Origin of the sequence: Brevibacillus migulae (assembly GCF_004521915.1) — a bacterium.
Taxonomy (GTDB): domain Bacteria; phylum Bacillota; class Bacilli; order Brevibacillales; family Brevibacillaceae; genus Brevibacillus_F; species Brevibacillus_F migulae.
Window position 1 is genome coordinate 31452 of sequence record NZ_SDKD01000028.1, and the last position, 14346, is coordinate 45797.

A 14346-nucleotide genomic window follows, 5' to 3' on the forward strand; every position below is an offset into this window, starting at 1 on the left:
GTCTAGTTATAATTAACAGCCTATTAAGATAAATAGGACTTTTCCGATAGAAAACTTGTCTGCTCCAAGCCTTTTGCGGAGCCTTCGTAGCACTTATGTGGATAAGAATTTTTATCCACAAAAAAAGACCCATCCCCCGGTTCATCAAACCGAAAGACAGGCCTTCTGGTCACTTAACGATTCAACAGGCTGCCGACATACCTCAGCAGTTCATTCGCGCAAATCGGGCAATAGCTGTGCTCCTCGATCAAGCGCTTGGTAACTTCGTTGATTTTCTTGAGCTGATGCTCATCCGGCGTTTTGTTGGACGTCGTAATTTTCACGACATCCTTCAGATCCGCAAACAGCTTTTTCTCAATCGCCTCGCGCAGGCGGTCATGGGTGCTGTAGTCAAAGCGTTTGCCTTTCCGAGCGTAAGCGGAGATCCGGATCAAAATCTCTTCACGGAATGCGCGCTTGGCATTTTCCGAGATGCCGATCTGTTCCTCGATCGAACGCATCAGGCGCTCATCCGGATCCATCTCTTCCCCGGTCACCGGATCACGCAGGCGGTTCATATTGCAATACGCCTCGACGTTGTCCAGATAGTTATCCATCATCGTCTTGGCCGACTCCTCGTAGCTGTAGACAAAGGCTTTCTGCACTTCCTTCTTGGCCAGCTCATCGTACTCTTTGCGGGCAAGCGAGATGAAATTCAAGTACCGCTCCCGCTGCTCCTTCGTGATCGATGGATGCTGATCCAGCCCTTCTTTCAAAGCGCGTAAAATATCCAACGCGTTGATGCATTCGGTATCGCGGCGGATCAAGGCGCTGGAAATCCGGTTGATGACGTAGCGCGGATCGATGCCGCCCATGCCCTCATCGGCGTGCTCGTTGCGCAATTCGTCCAAATCGGAGCCTTTGAAACCTTCCACCGATTCGCCGTTGTAGAGGCGCATTTTCTTCAGCAGATCCGCGCCCTGCTTCTTGGATTCCTTGAGACGGGTCAGGATCGAGAAGATGGCAGCGGAGCGCAAGGCGTGCGGTGCAATGTGCACATGCCCCAGGTCGGATTGCTTGATCAGCTTGGAATAGATTTTCTCCTCGTCATTGACACGGAGATTGTACGGGATCGGCATGACGATGATCCGGGACTGCAGCGCTTCATTCTTTTTATTGCTAATGAACGATTTGTACTCCGATTCATTGGTATGCGCCACGATTAGCTCATCGGCTGAGATGAGGGCAAAGCGGCCCGCTTTGAAGTTTCCTTCCTGGGTGAGCGAGAGCAGATGCCAGAGGAATTTCTCATCGCACTTCAGCATCTCCTGGAATTCCATCAGACCGCGGTTGGCTTTGTTCAATTCCCCGTCGAAACGATAGGCCCGCGGGTCCGACTCCGAGCCATACTTGGTGATGGTCGAAAAATCGATGCTTCCCGTCAAATCCGCGATATCCTGGGATTTCGGGTCAGACGGGCTGAAGGTGCCGATCCCCACCCGCTGCGCCTCGGAGAAAAAGATCCGGCGCACAGGGAAATCCTCGATCCGTCCGCCATACTCGGTTTCCAGACGCATCCGGTTGTACGGGGTCAGCTCCCCTTCGATCTTGACGCCCAGCTCCGCTTCAATCTCGGGGCGCAGCTCACGCGGGATCAGGTGCAGCGGTTCCTCCTGCATCGGGCAGCCATCCAAAGCGTAGACGGCGCCATCATCGGTCTTGGAATAGTCCTCCAAGCCTCGCTTGAGCATGGTGACGATCGTGGATTTCCCCCCGCTCACAGGTCCCATAAGCAAGAGGATCCGTTTGCGGACATCCAGCCTTCTGGCGGCGGAGTGGAAATATTCTTCCACCAACCGTTCAATCGATCGATCCAAGCCATACATTTCACGGCTGAAAAAACTGTAGGAGCGGCTTCCATCTTCATTTTCTTCTACGCCGGCATTTTTGATCATGTTATACACGCGGGAATGTGCCGTCTGTGCAATAATGGGGTTTTTCCTTACGAGCTCCAGATATTCAGCGAACGTCCCTCTCCACGCAAGCTTTTCCTCACGGGCTCGGTGCTCAGCGATCCGTCTCATTATATCCATGCTAGTCACTCCTCCTCTTCGCCCTCACTCTTTCGCTCAACAATGTACTGCTATATATATGTCCGCACACAACATCGCATTCGTGTACGTTCGACACCTTTTCATATGTTTATGCGCGTAGGTTAGCCAAGTTACCCGATTGTTTACAGGAATATGCCCATTGAATGGTTTTTTATGCGACGAACCATACTAATCAGGAATACGCCGAGTGTCTGCGGTGAGGAGGGATTATAGCATTTGGTCATAATTGGGATGTGCCTGCTCAGTTTGGCAGTGGGGTATGTGTTTGGCAAAATCAATCGCTGCTCCAAGCTGGAGATCGTGGCCATTATTCTATTTTCAGCTGAAATCGTGGCTTACTATGTAGGATCCGTTGGGGGCACACAAAAGCTGATCGAGATTCGAAAAGGAGAATGGTTTTTTGCCTTTCGCATCGCCCAATATACGTTGGTGCCGTTATCAATGCTCATTTATGTGAATCTTATTCGCAGGCTGACTCAATGGTACGAAAAGCTTGGTTTTATCCTGCTATGGACAGCACTGTCCGTGAGCGGTGAATACACTTTGGAGCAAATAGGACTGTTTCGGTACACAGATTATCCCCTGTGGTTATCCATTTGTTTTTGGATCGCGATTCAAATGGTTACCCTGACAGCAAGCCATTATTTTCAACGTCATCTGTTGAAGGGTGATTCGTATGTTTAATGCGCCGATTCGGTTTGATCTGAACGAATGGGTGGTGCTGCTATCGATTCTTGTGCTCCTTTTTGTGTATAGCCGTTTGCCAAAACTATATCCAACTGCACTGCTTGTCATCATCTGGATGATGTACTCCGTTTTAGGCATCTTCATCGATCAACTCATCGGTACATCCAAAAATCTTGATATGTACGATACGATGGATACAGGTCAATACGATTGGTTCGATATCGCGATCTACAATTTCGCTTATCCGCCCTACGGCTATATGTTCTGCCACTTCTTCAAAATGATTAGGGAGCGTACTCCTGCCCTTCTCTTCCCCTTTATCGTGGGTTGGTGCGTGCAAACAACCTTCATCGAATGGCTGGCATCCCTCGCTAGGGTCTATCACTATAAAGCCTGGACCCCGCTCTTCTCCTTTTTGTTTTATTTGCTGCTTTACAGCTTTATCCCCTTCTTTCTACGTAAATTGGAATCATGGTGGGAGCAAGACCCTCATCGCCAAAAAGTGTCATAAAACGTTCATAAGAATCACCAAAACCTTGCGGGATACGGATTTGCAAACAGGGCAGGCTACGCTATAATGGGAATAACTATGGTGACAAAAGGAGTTGTCCAGATGGGTACGTTTATCGTTGCTCTCGTCTTTGCTTTGTTTCTATTTTTCATCCTCACCGCTGGATACAACGAGGATAAAACCTGGAATCTGTAAGAGCGGTGAACACATTAAAAAGGCAGGTGCCCCTGAGGTACCTGCCTTTTCGCTATTTCTTTATAAAGCTTATGGCGCAAAAACACCGCTGCGACTCGTAATCGCTTCGTACAGTTCCTCGATCGTGCCCTGTTGGTCTACCGGATAGACAGGCTCCCCGCGATTTTCCATGTAATTGGTCACCAAAAAGGTTTTCATCCCCAGCTTGCTGGCGACCATGTCTTCCTGCATGTGGTTACCGACCATGATGCATTGAGACGGTGAAACGCCCAGACGATCACACACTTCCTGGAAATAAGCCGGGTTCGGCTTCGTAAAATGCGACTCCTCGTAGACCGTAACCAGATCAAAATCCGCAGGCGTCAGCTCCAGCCAAGCGAGCCGGCTATGAATCGCATCCCTCGGAAACACTGGATTGGTTGCTACCGCTACGCGATAGCCTTGGGCTTTCGCTGCTTCCACCAGCTTCTTGCCCAAAGGAGAAGGAAAGGTCAGATGGGACAGCGTTGGGAAGACGTCTCGGTAAAATCCCTCAAATATCGGCCAGATCTCCTCTTTGTTGAGGCCGCTTTTTTCGAGAAAGTAGTCCATGAATACTTGTTCGTTCGTCTTGCCGGGATCCAGGTTCATGATCATCGCTTTGGTCGCATCCCAGATGATGCCCAGCAGTTTTTTCGCGTCAAAGCGATCGCCGATGTATTTGCCAAGCTCGACGAGATACTGCTGAATAAACGGCTCCGTTCTCAACTCCAACAAGGTCCCATCCAAATCAAACAAAATCGTATCGCGGGTGCTCATACCTGATCTCTCCTCTTTTTTTCATTCAGACATCGTCAAAGCCATCGTGTGTCCGGGGCTTGTCCGCTGCCTGCGCTGGCCTACTCGAGTCCGGGAAAGCCGATCTGCCTCAACGCTTCAAATGCCACGATGGCCGCGCAATTGGAAAGATTGATGGAACGAGTAGCGCCGCCCATCGGAATGCGGATCACCTGCTCGCGATAAGCGTCGGTAATCTCCTGGGGAAACCCTGTCGTTTCCTTGCCCAGGATGATATAGTCCCCATCCTTGTACACAGGCTCGGTGTACAGCTTCTCTCCCCAGGTCTCCACGAAATAAAAGGTGCCCGGGCCTTTGCCATGCTGCTCGACAAAGTGCTCAAAGTTGTCATAGTGATGGACGCTGACTGCATGCCAATAATCCAGCCCTGCCCGCTTCAGATACCGATCCTCGGTCGAAAAGCCCAACGGATGGATCAGATGAAGATGGGTGCCCGTTGCAGCGCAGGTCCGTGCGATATTCCCCGTATTGGCCGGGATCAACGGTTCGTGCAAAACAATATGTAACGGCATCTTATGCATGTTCCCTTCACACGTTTTCAACCCTTTTATTATACCTGTTGCAAAATTTAACCGCTAGCGTGTAACCTGCTTGCGCTCTCCCGCATCTAATCCGCAACGATTTTCCGGGAGGGATACGCATGGACCGTTTTTTCAAGCTAGCCAGCAGCCGATTTCGCCTTACAGGAGCACTCCTATTAGTTGTTGCCATCATGATGCTGCTCGATTTTTTGTATGGATCTTTTGCTTTTTTGGGAAGAAAAGAAGCGTGGAGCATGATTCTCGGCTATCTCAGTTTTATCCTGATCGCCGTGACTCTGGTGATCGGTCCGGTGAAAATGTGGCTGCCCCCCAGCTGGTCACGCCAGCTCCTTTCCCTTCGCCGTGATATCGGGATTGCGGGCGGATGTGCTGCGGCACTGCATGTCATCCTGGTGTTGATCATGTATGAACAAGGACCGAAGCTGATCATTATGGGGCAGGATTCCCCGCAAAAAGGCTGGTGGCGGCTTTTCTTCGAGCACTACCCGGACGGAACCATCTCCCCGAATCTGAGCCTGACCGGGTATGCCAACTATATGGGGGCCATCTGCATCCTGATCATTTTATCCTTGACACTTACCTCATCTACCCGTGCGGAACGATTGCTTGGCGGAGCCGCATGGAAAAGACTTCATATGAACAATCTGCTGTTGTTCATACTCGTCAGCTTCCATGCAGTGATTTATGTCGGTTCCATCAAAGGCTCACCGCATCATTATCCCGATATTGTATGGGTCACCGCCATCGTCCTGTTGATTCGCATCTGCTCCTTTTGGGTGACGGTATGGAAGCGGCGCAAATCCTGAACAGTCGGCTTTTCCCTATTTCATCCATGTATGTAAAAGTGGAGCGATGATCTTTTCGTAGTCTTGCCCGTAAGCTTCTTCCAGCTGCGTGCCAAAATCCTGTTCCACCTGCATCATGACTAGATCGTGATAGCAAGCATTCTTCAACGTCTCAATGATGGCCGGATGGTTGCTTTCCAGCGCTGTTAATTTTACCGCCCCGCCAAATCCCCCCATGATAGCTTCGGCACAATCGCAAAGCACTGTAAATTTGCGCATCACTGGGGCATGGATCTGTTCCATCCGTTTGTGCGTATGTACGTGTTTCAGCGGAGTATGAACCTCTCCGAGTGTGATCAGGATGACCGCGATCCCTCTCGCTTCTGCTTCAATCAGCGCGTCCTCCACCCAATGCAGATCCTCGGCCCAAATGTCGACGATGATGGACTCTTTTGCGTTGACGATGAGGCGGGTCAGGGCTGCTTTCACATTCTGCTGGCCCTGCCAGTTATAGAAAGACGGTGCCGCTAGCGGCGCTTTCAGCTCTTGCACCAGCACGTCCGCCGTCTGGTCAAACTCCGCACGCAAATAAGCAATCACCTGCTTGATCGGGACGGCATCATAGAGGACCGGATCGCCCTCGATCATCCGCACCACTCCTTTGTCAGTCAACGCCCGCAGCGCGGCATATACATTTGTACGTGAAACCGAGACGCGTTTGGCTACCTCGTAGCCGGACAAATGCTCCGCATCATCGTGCAAAGTCAGGTAACAACGCGCTTCCAGCTCGGATAGCCCCAGCTTGCGCAGCATGTCGATGATCATCTTGCAACTCCTTTCCGTTATACCATCACTGTTATTATTCATGAATACTACTATCTATGGAGCGAGCATGTCAACTTTTGGGGAACATTGTGGTGGGGGAAGGGAAAAACGGGCGGGCTGCGTTCTTGCCACACCCGCATGGGAGTAAAAACTGACCGGTTCCGCTCGCAAAAGCGGTACGTCGCGCAAAAGGTTCGAGGAAGCTTATTCATACGTAGAGGTTGCGCGACAAGCGTGTACCCCTTTTGCAAGCTCCACCTCTGCAGGTGTGGCAAAGACTCCGCCCGTCCCGCTTTTCCCTTCCTCACGCGGCTTTTACTAAAAGCAAAAGAGAGTCACAATGTATATCCAAATCATTGATTGCAGTTAATGCATGAAATGCTTCCAAGCCTGAGCTTCGGCACCGTGGAAAAGCATACTTCCAAACATGCTTCCCCACCCCAGTCGCTCCCACAATCCTTAAGACCCGCGAATATGAAAAAACGCATATCGAATCTTCTGCGTATAAGCAGTAGAATCCATGTACGCCCAATACCTCATCCTGCTATTGGTCGTATGCGCGTTCACCAGCGGCATGCCCTGGCTATCCTTGGCCACGACCATCGTATTATGCTGCCAGCGTCCATCGCCATCAAAGTCATAGCAGATCACATCACCAATCTGCAGCTGTGAGGGATGCGCTCTTTGCACCGCATGCATGGGTGCCTTGCCGGACCGCAGCAATAGATAGAGGCTGTTCGCCACCGCCCAGCTGTAGCTCCAGCTCGGTTTCGCCCCGCCACGATACCACCAGCCCTGACTCCGGTTGTTTGTCCGAATCATCGGGATTCCCCCTGCATGCAAGCACTGTGAAATAAAGCTGGTACAATCATTTTCGAAGCGAATGTAAGCGGGATTATAGGAATTCCAGTACCTTTCCGCATAGGCAACCGCCCGCGCCCTGTCATAGCTTCCCCGCACCGGTCTGGACACAATTTCTTCGATCTGTGGCTCCTCCGGTTTCGCAGGGGGAATGGGCGGAAGATCCTGCAAATGATGCTGTTCAAAATACCAGCCCCATGGCCATAAAAACGCCCAGTCGTCCCCTTCCCGTCTCATCCGAATCTTTTGGATGCGCTGATTTTCCTGCAAATACGTCTCGTTCCCCAGCCGATACGCGAATTGTTGGTGCAGGGCGACCGCCGCTTCCACCTCTTGTGCTTGGTCTCCCGCGCCAAAGGTCACGGTGTACAGCGGCTTGGCAATCGTTTTGACGGTATGGGGAATCGCTCCGCGAGACTGCAGCTGCTCTCTTTCCCGCTGCCAGCGTTCTGCTTCTTTTTGCCGGCTTCCTTCTTCTTTAAAAAAACGCGTCAGCCGCTGGTACTCTCCGTCCACATGCGTTTGATTCAGTTCTTCCAGATAACTTTTAAGCGTCTCCGTCCAAGCTTTGCCCATCTTCAACCTTCCTCTCGCCATTCGATCCCATTTGTCCTGTGCATCCGAAGAAGATCCATCAGAACAAGTATATGAGCAAAAAGAAAAACCAGCACCACAGGGCACTGGTTGAGACGTTTTCCTTTTATTTACCACATCGCTTGCTGCTCATACCCCGTTGGCAAGACACCTTCCAAATGCAGCAAATGCTCCTTGATGGCAAGACCACCGCCATAGCCAACAAGCGCTCCATTGGAACCAATCACCCGGTGGCAAGGGACGATGATCGGGATTGGATTGCAGTTATTCGCCCCGCCAATCGCGCGCACGGCTTTGATGGCACCGATGGAAAGCGCAATATCCTTATACGATCTCGTCTCGCCATAAGGAATCTTCGTCAGTTCCTGCCAGACTTTTGTTTGAAAAGCGGTTCCATACATATCAAGGGAGAGAGCAAATTCCTTGCGTTCTCCGGAAAAATATTGTTCCAGCTGTGTTCTTGCCTCTAACGTCATGTCCTCATCGAGTACAGGAGCAGCAGGAAGCATCTGCTTTTTCCACCAACGCTGCAGGACCGGCAGTTCTTTGTCTTCGTTGCCAAAGCCGATAAAGCATAGCCCTTTTTCCGTCGCCGCAAGCAGCAAGTCGCCAATCGGCGAAGGCATGCAGCTGTAGCCTAAACGTTTTGCCATATCGCGTTTCCTCCCTGCTCATGGAATGTTGGTACAAGCTTCCCATCCCTTCCATGATAGTCCAAAGTCAGCGATTTAGCGATGTGGACAAAGACTCATCTCGCAGGAAGGCTAGTCCTTTTTCGATCTCAGCGAGCACTTCCGGCGAGTTTTCGCACAATTTCGCTTTTTCCAGTGCATCTTGGGCTTCGTCGCCGCCAATCTTGCCTAACGCCCAGGCAGCCGTGCCGCGGATCACAGGCCGCGGATCCTTTTCCATCAGTTGGATCAAGGTCGGCACCGCCGTACGATCTTTAAAATGGGCGAGTGCCAAGATCGCATTGCGCTGGATCGGCTTCTTGCCCCGCCAAGACGAAGAGGATTGGCCGAACTTTTCTTTGAACTCCTTGTTGCCCATGGTTAAAAGCGGCAGCAGAAGCGGCTTGGCAATCTCCGGATCCGGCCGAAACGCTTCCTGATGAGGAAAATGCTTGCCTTTATTTTTAGGACAAACCGTCTGGCACGTATCACAGCCATAGAGCCGGTTGCCGATCTTCGCCCGAAATTCATCTGGTATAAAATCCTTAACCTGCGTTAAAAACGCAACACATCGTTGCGAATTGAGCTGACCGCCCTGGACGAGCGCCCCTGTTGGACAGGCATCGACGCACAGATTGCAATCCCCGCAGCCTTCCTCCACCGGTACATCTGGCGGCAGTGGAAGATCTGTAAGGAGTTCTCCCAGATAGACCCAGGAGCCGAATTCAGGTGTGATCACCGCGCAATTTTTCCCCACCCAGCCGATCCCGGCCCTTTCCGCTACAGCGCGGTCAGAAAGTGCCCCTGTATCGACCATGGACACGACCTGTGAGGCAGGCTCCAATTCCTTGATAAAAGCAGTAAGCTTCTCCATTTTCTCCCGTAGCACATGATGATAATCCGTTCCCCAAGCAGCCCGGGCCATGATCCCGCGATACGCACCCGGCTGTGATTTTGGCGCATTCTCCAACTTGGATGGATACGCGAGCGCGATGGCGATCAACGATTTGGCACCTGCCAGTGAGTGCTGGGGATCGACCCGTTTTTCGATATCCGGTTCTTCAAAGCCGGACTCATACCCTTTTTCTCGATGGGCCAGCAAACGCTCGCGCAGCTCTGTAAAAGGATCTGCTGAAGCAAAGCCGATCTTGTCGATGCCGATCTCTATGGCGTAGTCAATAATGGCCTGTTTCGTCTGTTCCCAATATGTTCTGTCCGTCACAGTTGTCGAATCGCCCCCGTCGCCAGCTCGTCGCAGCGATTGTTCCATTCGTTGTCCGCATGTCCTTTGACTTTGACATACTCTACGTGATGCGTCTTCATCAGTTCCAGCAGTTCCTTCCACAGGTCCTGATTCTCTACCGGCTGTTTTTTGCTGTTGCGCCAGCCGTTTTTGATCCAGCCCTTGTACCAGCCTTGTTGAAAACAGTTCACCAGATAGGCGCTGTCGCTGTACAACGTCACCTTGCACGGCTCTTTTAACACACGCAAGGCTTCGATGGCAGCTTGCAGCTCCATCCGGTTATTCGTTGTATTGGCAGCGGCGCCGGACATCTCCTTTTTATGCTCCCCATAAAACAATACCGCTCCCCAGCCTCCAGGACCGGGATTTCCGGAGCATGCCCCATCCGTATAGATCGTTACTTCCCGCATTGGACTCTAATCCCCCTCCTGACATCTCCTTGTATTGTAGCATATACTCATTTTCCCCTCTAACCATCAGCTGTGCTATGCTATACGAAAAAGCATTCCGTATTTGGAAGGAGTTGTCACCTAGATGCAAGTCTCGATCGATGCTTCTCTACACGATCAATTGCCTGGCTTCTCGCTGGGCGTCATTCGTTATGCCGGCGTCACGCTTTCCGATTCTCCCAAGATGCTGCAGGGACGGATCAACCTCTTTGTGGAAACGCTCAGGCTCGAACGTGAGCTGTCTCAGATTTCCGAGATCGAGGGTATCCGTGAATGGAGGGCGATGTTCAAAAAGCTCGGCATCGATCCCTCGCGCTACCGTCCCTCCTCGGAAGCGCTGACCCGTCGCCTGCTGCAAGGCAATCCGTTTTTCTGGATCAACTCGGGTGTGGATGTAAACAACTTTCTGTCGGTCCTGCACACCTTGCCTTATGGTCTCTATGACGCGGACAAGCTTTCTGGAGACATCGTTTGTCGGCTGGGCAAGGAAAACGATCATTATGAAGGGCTGAACGGCCGCGATGTCAACATGGAAGGAAAATTGCTGCTCGCCGATGCCCAAGGTGCTTTTGGCAGTCCTATCGTCGACTCGACCCGCAGCAGCGTGACACCTGCCGCTACTTCCCTAGTGCAGATCATTTTCTTCCATGGCCAGCTTTCTGTCAGCCAGCGTGAAGAGATCGCCGGTTCGACCGCTCGCATGTTTACCGAAATCAACGGCGGTGAAGCCGTCGATGTCAGCCTCGTTCAGGCGTAGCTTCTTTCTTTTGGGGAAAGATGACATGCTCCAGCAAGAGAGAGAGCAATACCCCCAGCAGCAGTCCATTGCCAAACAAATAGCTAATCAACGGATGCAGACCCCGCCAAGCCTCAGCAGGAACAAACATCACACCGATGCCGCTCAAGATGGAAAGTCCGATCACCGTGATTGCGCGTTCATCCATTTTGATGGAAGTAAAGTCGCGTAGGCCAAAGCCTAGCAGCTGTGTGAAAGAGACAAGCATCGCGGCATATGCAATCGGTGTGGGCAACGCGGCGAGAAATTGAGAGATGCCTGGTTGCAACCCAATCACCATCAAGGCGATCATCGCAATCATGAACGGCAGTCGTGCAGCCATTTTGGTCACGGAAATCACGGCTGCCGCCAATGAGAGCGGGATCATCCCGACTACGCCGGACAAGCCGGAGAGCATATGCGAGACCCCGGTGAACACGCCCGCACGATTGTAGATCCGGGTAGTCGCCTCTTGTTCCACTGTACGCCCCATCACGGCAAGGCTCGTAATCAGGTTGGTCAAAAGCACAAAACCGGTCAATATACTCGTCAGCAAGATTCCGGCATCGAAACGGACCGGCCCCCAAAAGAACAGCTGCGGCCAGGAAATCAGGCCGCTGGCGGGTTTTATCGGCTCTGTCCAGCCGAGAATCGCATAGCCAATCCAGCCAATGACCATCGCCAGCAATACGGCAAAGCTGGAAATCTTTTTGATGCGCATGAAAAAAATCACCAATCCGATGATCAAGAGGGAAAACAGCGCGATTCCCGGCCGAACCTCTGTGGCGTGCTGATAGCCGATGCCGAGTAACCCTTTGATAAAATTACTGGACAGCGAAACGGCAAGCAGTACCATATAAGTCCCGGTTACCGCTGGCGTAAACCAACGCTGAATTCGGCCAATCGTGCCCGTCGTTCCCAAGATCACAAACAAGAGCCCGGCTACGAGTAACCCGAGTTGAAACGATTGTCCGACTTGCTGCGGCGCAACCCCTGCACTCGCTCCAAGCTGCGCCAAAATGAGAAAGATGCCCCACCATAGTCCGGCCGGGGCTTCCATCATCGGAAAGCCGTGCCCTTTCCATACTTGCAGAAAAGAGGCCACCCCTACATAAAAGATGGTTTGCTGCATAAAACGGGCAGTGTCCTCTGCAGACAGACCATAAACATCACCGATGACCAGCGGCACGACCACACTGCTGGAAATGGTGACGATGATCCATTGCAATGCCGACATCAGTGTAACGCCCCACGGTGGTTTTTCGTGTAATCCGTATCCCACTCTATCTCTTCCTCCTGCTCTTCATAACTTGCTTTGGTTTGCTTTGCTTGGCCAGGAACCTCTCCCCTTGCTGGTTTCCCACTCCGTTAGAAAAAACTTGGCTACGCCAACTTTGGCGGAGCTTAGTTGCTCTTATGTCGATAAGAATTTTATAAGTTCTTATCGACCAAAAAAGCGTTTCTTCGCCGAAAGCGAAAAAACGCATGGTTTCATTCTTTGGCCAACATCAAAGGCATCAAGCGCTAAGATGACCATTTCATTGTAGGATACCGCCTTGGGAAATGCAATCATCCATGTCTTTTTGTACCGAGCTGCCGGGCGAGACGGTCCAGCTCCTCCCCTGCCAGCCTCTCCACCCAGCTGATGATCTCATGAATCTCTTGCTTCGTCGCGTTGTCGATATGAATGCCCATGACCACCGTGATCGTGTGTCCAAGCAGCGTACATGCCTGTTTGGCGATCTGTGTGGCCAGCTCCCCCTCAAGATGCCCAGGAATGATTTGTGTTTGCATGTGTATCTGTGTGTCATCCTGGTATGCGGTGACAACCGCCCCAATATGTGCCCTTCCCCCTGTAACGCAAATTAAATAATCGGTGCCAAGCGGAATTGTCTCTATTTTTATCCCATACGGATTAGCAGCCACACGTCCCGCCTGCCTCCTGGATCACACGAGGAAACATGATATTGTTCTCCAGGTGGACATGCTGAAACATATCCGCCTCAAGCTCCGCTAGTTTCTGAAACGTTACCGTATACGTACGGCATGCCCCTGGGGGAAGCTGATAATCCTGGGTAACCTCGCGCATTTCACGGAGCAGTTCTCCTGCAGCACGATGCTCCGCTTCTAGTTTCTCGATCATATCCGCCGCTTTTTTCAGGACGTCCTGCGAGCCCGATTCCGCGTATTCGATTATTTTAGGAAAGACAAGCTGCTCTTCCTCCATCATATGCGTCTCCAATTCCATCTTAAATTGGTGAAACAGGTGGTGCAGGCGAGCAAGCTCTGGGTGTTCTGGACCATGCACCCGCATTACTTTCGTGACAAACTCGCTTAACAGCGGCAGTTCAGTCAGTAAATACCCATGATGTTTGGTCACGATATGGTCAATCAGCTCTGGATATGGTGCCACGCGCCAATCGGTTCCATGGTCTTCACGATGAGCATTTTGATACGCCGCGTTGAGAGCGGTCAAAAAGCTTGCTTCGTCTATCTTCTTTTGCTGGAGTGCGCTAGACAACGAACGATTTCCACCGCAGCAGAAATCAATCTTGTACTGAGCAAACAAATTGGTTGCTCCCGGATAAGCGGCCACAATCTCCCCAACCACATCACTGCCCGTAAAGATGCGCTCCATATGAATATCCCCCTCTACCATTCAAGTTGTCAAAAACTCGTTCTTGAGTACGAGTACATTTTAAGTGAATAGTAGGTGCCTTGCTGTGACCCTAGTCACGTTGAGAAAGTTTATAAGGAGGACCCATCGATCTATTTGGGGAGCTATGTATGGCTTGAAACAACAAAAAAACCTAGAAATTTGATTTCTAGGTCATCACTCTTATGTATGGTGCCGGTAGAGGGACTTGAACCCCCACGGTTTCCCTCACGATTTTGAGTCGCGCGCGTCTGCCAATTCCGCCATACCGGCATAGGTTTCATTTAATTCTAGTATCGATTCTAGCATTTTTCATTATTCTAGTCAAGATACTTTTGGAGGAGGTACCCGGATTCGAACCGGGGGATAAGGGTTTTGCAGACCCGTGCCTTACCACTTGGCTATACCTCCATCTAATGGAGCGGACGACGGGTCTCGAACCCGCGACCTTCGCCTTGGCAAGGCGACGCTCTACCAATTGAGCTACGTCCGCATAAACACTGGCTGGGGTACTAGGATTCGAACCTAGGAATGACGGAGTCAAAGTCCGTTGCCTTACCGCTTGGCTATACCCCAAAAATAGAAAAGAAGTGGGGCGATCGATGGGAATCGAACCCACGAG

15 protein-coding genes and 4 tRNA genes are annotated in these 14346 nt (G+C 51.4%); 4 read left to right on the forward strand and 15 right to left on the reverse strand.

Annotated features, from left to right (window positions below):
- Positions 1-173 precede the first annotated feature (173 nt).
- Positions 174-2072, reverse strand: coding sequence for a PrkA family serine protein kinase (locus EIZ37_RS22755; RefSeq protein ID WP_134687059.1), 1899 nt, complete (start codon positions 2070-2072; stop codon positions 174-176).
- A gap of 237 nt (positions 2073-2309) precedes the next feature.
- Between EIZ37_RS22755 and EIZ37_RS22760 the strand changes: the two genes are divergently transcribed.
- Together EIZ37_RS22760 and EIZ37_RS22765 are read left to right on the forward strand one after the other, a co-directional pair.
- Positions 2310-2777: a hypothetical protein gene (locus EIZ37_RS22760; protein WP_134687060.1), complete on the forward strand. Its 468-nt coding sequence runs from the start codon at positions 2310-2312 to the stop codon at positions 2775-2777.
- Entirely contained in the window at positions 2770-3291 is a 522-nt protein-coding gene (locus EIZ37_RS22765; RefSeq protein WP_134687061.1) for a hypothetical protein, read from the forward strand. The genes EIZ37_RS22760 and EIZ37_RS22765 overlap by 8 nt, the downstream gene beginning before the upstream one ends.
- Positions 3292-3555: 264 nt before the next feature.
- Here EIZ37_RS22765 and EIZ37_RS22770 read toward each other — a convergent pair whose 3' ends face one another.
- Both EIZ37_RS22770 and EIZ37_RS22775 read right to left on the reverse strand, forming a co-directional pair.
- Positions 3556-4284: an HAD family hydrolase gene (locus tag EIZ37_RS22770; protein ID WP_134687062.1), complete on the reverse strand. Its 729-nt coding sequence runs from the start codon at positions 4282-4284 to the stop codon at positions 3556-3558.
- 80 nt (positions 4285-4364) lie between these two features.
- Entirely contained in the window at positions 4365-4835 is a 471-nt protein-coding gene (locus EIZ37_RS22775) for a tRNA (cytidine(34)-2'-O)-methyltransferase (RefSeq protein ID WP_134687063.1), read from the reverse strand.
- 128 nt (positions 4836-4963) lie between these two features.
- Between EIZ37_RS22775 and EIZ37_RS22780 the strand changes: the two genes are divergently transcribed.
- Entirely contained in the window at positions 4964-5671 is a 708-nt protein-coding gene (locus tag EIZ37_RS22780) for a ferric reductase-like transmembrane domain-containing protein (protein ID WP_134687064.1), read from the forward strand.
- Between the two features lie 15 nt (positions 5672-5686).
- Here the strand turns inward: EIZ37_RS22780 and EIZ37_RS22785 are convergent, their stop codons facing one another.
- The 5 genes from EIZ37_RS22785 to rnhA form a co-directional block, all read right to left on the reverse strand.
- Positions 5687-6472, reverse strand: a complete 786-nt coding sequence (locus EIZ37_RS22785) for a TrmB family transcriptional regulator (protein ID WP_134687075.1) — start codon at positions 6470-6472, stop codon at positions 5687-5689.
- A gap of 462 nt (positions 6473-6934) precedes the next feature.
- Positions 6935-7912 (reverse strand): amidase domain-containing protein, encoded by a 978-nt coding sequence (locus EIZ37_RS22790; protein ID WP_235828174.1) that lies wholly within the window; start codon positions 7910-7912, stop codon positions 6935-6937.
- 128 nt (positions 7913-8040) lie between these two features.
- Entirely contained in the window at positions 8041-8583 is a 543-nt protein-coding gene (locus tag EIZ37_RS22795) for a methylated-DNA--[protein]-cysteine S-methyltransferase (RefSeq protein WP_134687065.1), read from the reverse strand.
- 67 nt (positions 8584-8650) lie between these two features.
- Positions 8651-9823: a tRNA epoxyqueuosine(34) reductase QueG gene (queG, locus tag EIZ37_RS22800; protein ID WP_134687066.1), complete on the reverse strand. Its 1173-nt coding sequence runs from the start codon at positions 9821-9823 to the stop codon at positions 8651-8653.
- Positions 9820-10254 carry a ribonuclease HI gene (gene rnhA / locus EIZ37_RS22805; protein ID WP_134687067.1) on the reverse strand — a complete coding sequence of 145 codons (435 nt, stop codon included), beginning with the start codon at positions 10252-10254 and terminating at the stop codon, positions 9820-9822. The genes queG and rnhA overlap by 4 nt, the downstream gene beginning before the upstream one ends.
- Before the next feature lie 124 nt (positions 10255-10378).
- Between rnhA and EIZ37_RS22810 the strand changes: the two genes are divergently transcribed.
- A complete protein-coding gene (locus tag EIZ37_RS22810) occupies positions 10379-11050 on the forward strand; it encodes a B3/B4 domain-containing protein (protein WP_134687068.1) in 672 nt (223 codons plus the stop codon).
- Here the strand turns inward: EIZ37_RS22810 and EIZ37_RS22815 are convergent.
- The 7 genes from EIZ37_RS22815 to EIZ37_RS22845 all read right to left on the reverse strand — a co-directional run bounded on the left by EIZ37_RS22815 (position 11031) and on the right by EIZ37_RS22845 (position 14300).
- Positions 11031-12350 (reverse strand): purine/pyrimidine permease, encoded by a 1320-nt coding sequence (locus EIZ37_RS22815; protein WP_134687069.1) that lies wholly within the window; start codon positions 12348-12350, stop codon positions 11031-11033. The genes EIZ37_RS22810 and EIZ37_RS22815 overlap by 20 nt on opposite strands.
- 287 nt (positions 12351-12637) lie before the next feature.
- Positions 12638-12994, reverse strand: coding sequence for a prenylated flavin chaperone LpdD (lpdD, locus tag EIZ37_RS22820; protein WP_134687070.1), 357 nt, complete (start codon positions 12992-12994; stop codon positions 12638-12640).
- A complete protein-coding gene (gene ric / locus EIZ37_RS22825) occupies positions 12984-13706 on the reverse strand; it encodes an iron-sulfur cluster repair di-iron protein (protein ID WP_134687071.1) in 723 nt (240 codons plus the stop codon). The genes lpdD and ric overlap by 11 nt, the downstream gene beginning before the upstream one ends.
- Before the next feature lie 208 nt (positions 13707-13914).
- Positions 13915-13997: transfer RNA gene (locus tag EIZ37_RS22830), tRNA-Leu, on the reverse strand.
- Between the two features lie 63 nt (positions 13998-14060).
- A tRNA-Cys gene (locus tag EIZ37_RS22835) sits at positions 14061-14135 on the reverse strand.
- 6 nt (positions 14136-14141) lie between these two features.
- A tRNA-Gly gene (locus EIZ37_RS22840) sits at positions 14142-14217 on the reverse strand.
- A gap of 8 nt (positions 14218-14225) precedes the next feature.
- Positions 14226-14300 (reverse strand) — tRNA-Gln (locus tag EIZ37_RS22845).
- Between the last annotated feature and the right edge of the window lie 46 nt (positions 14301-14346).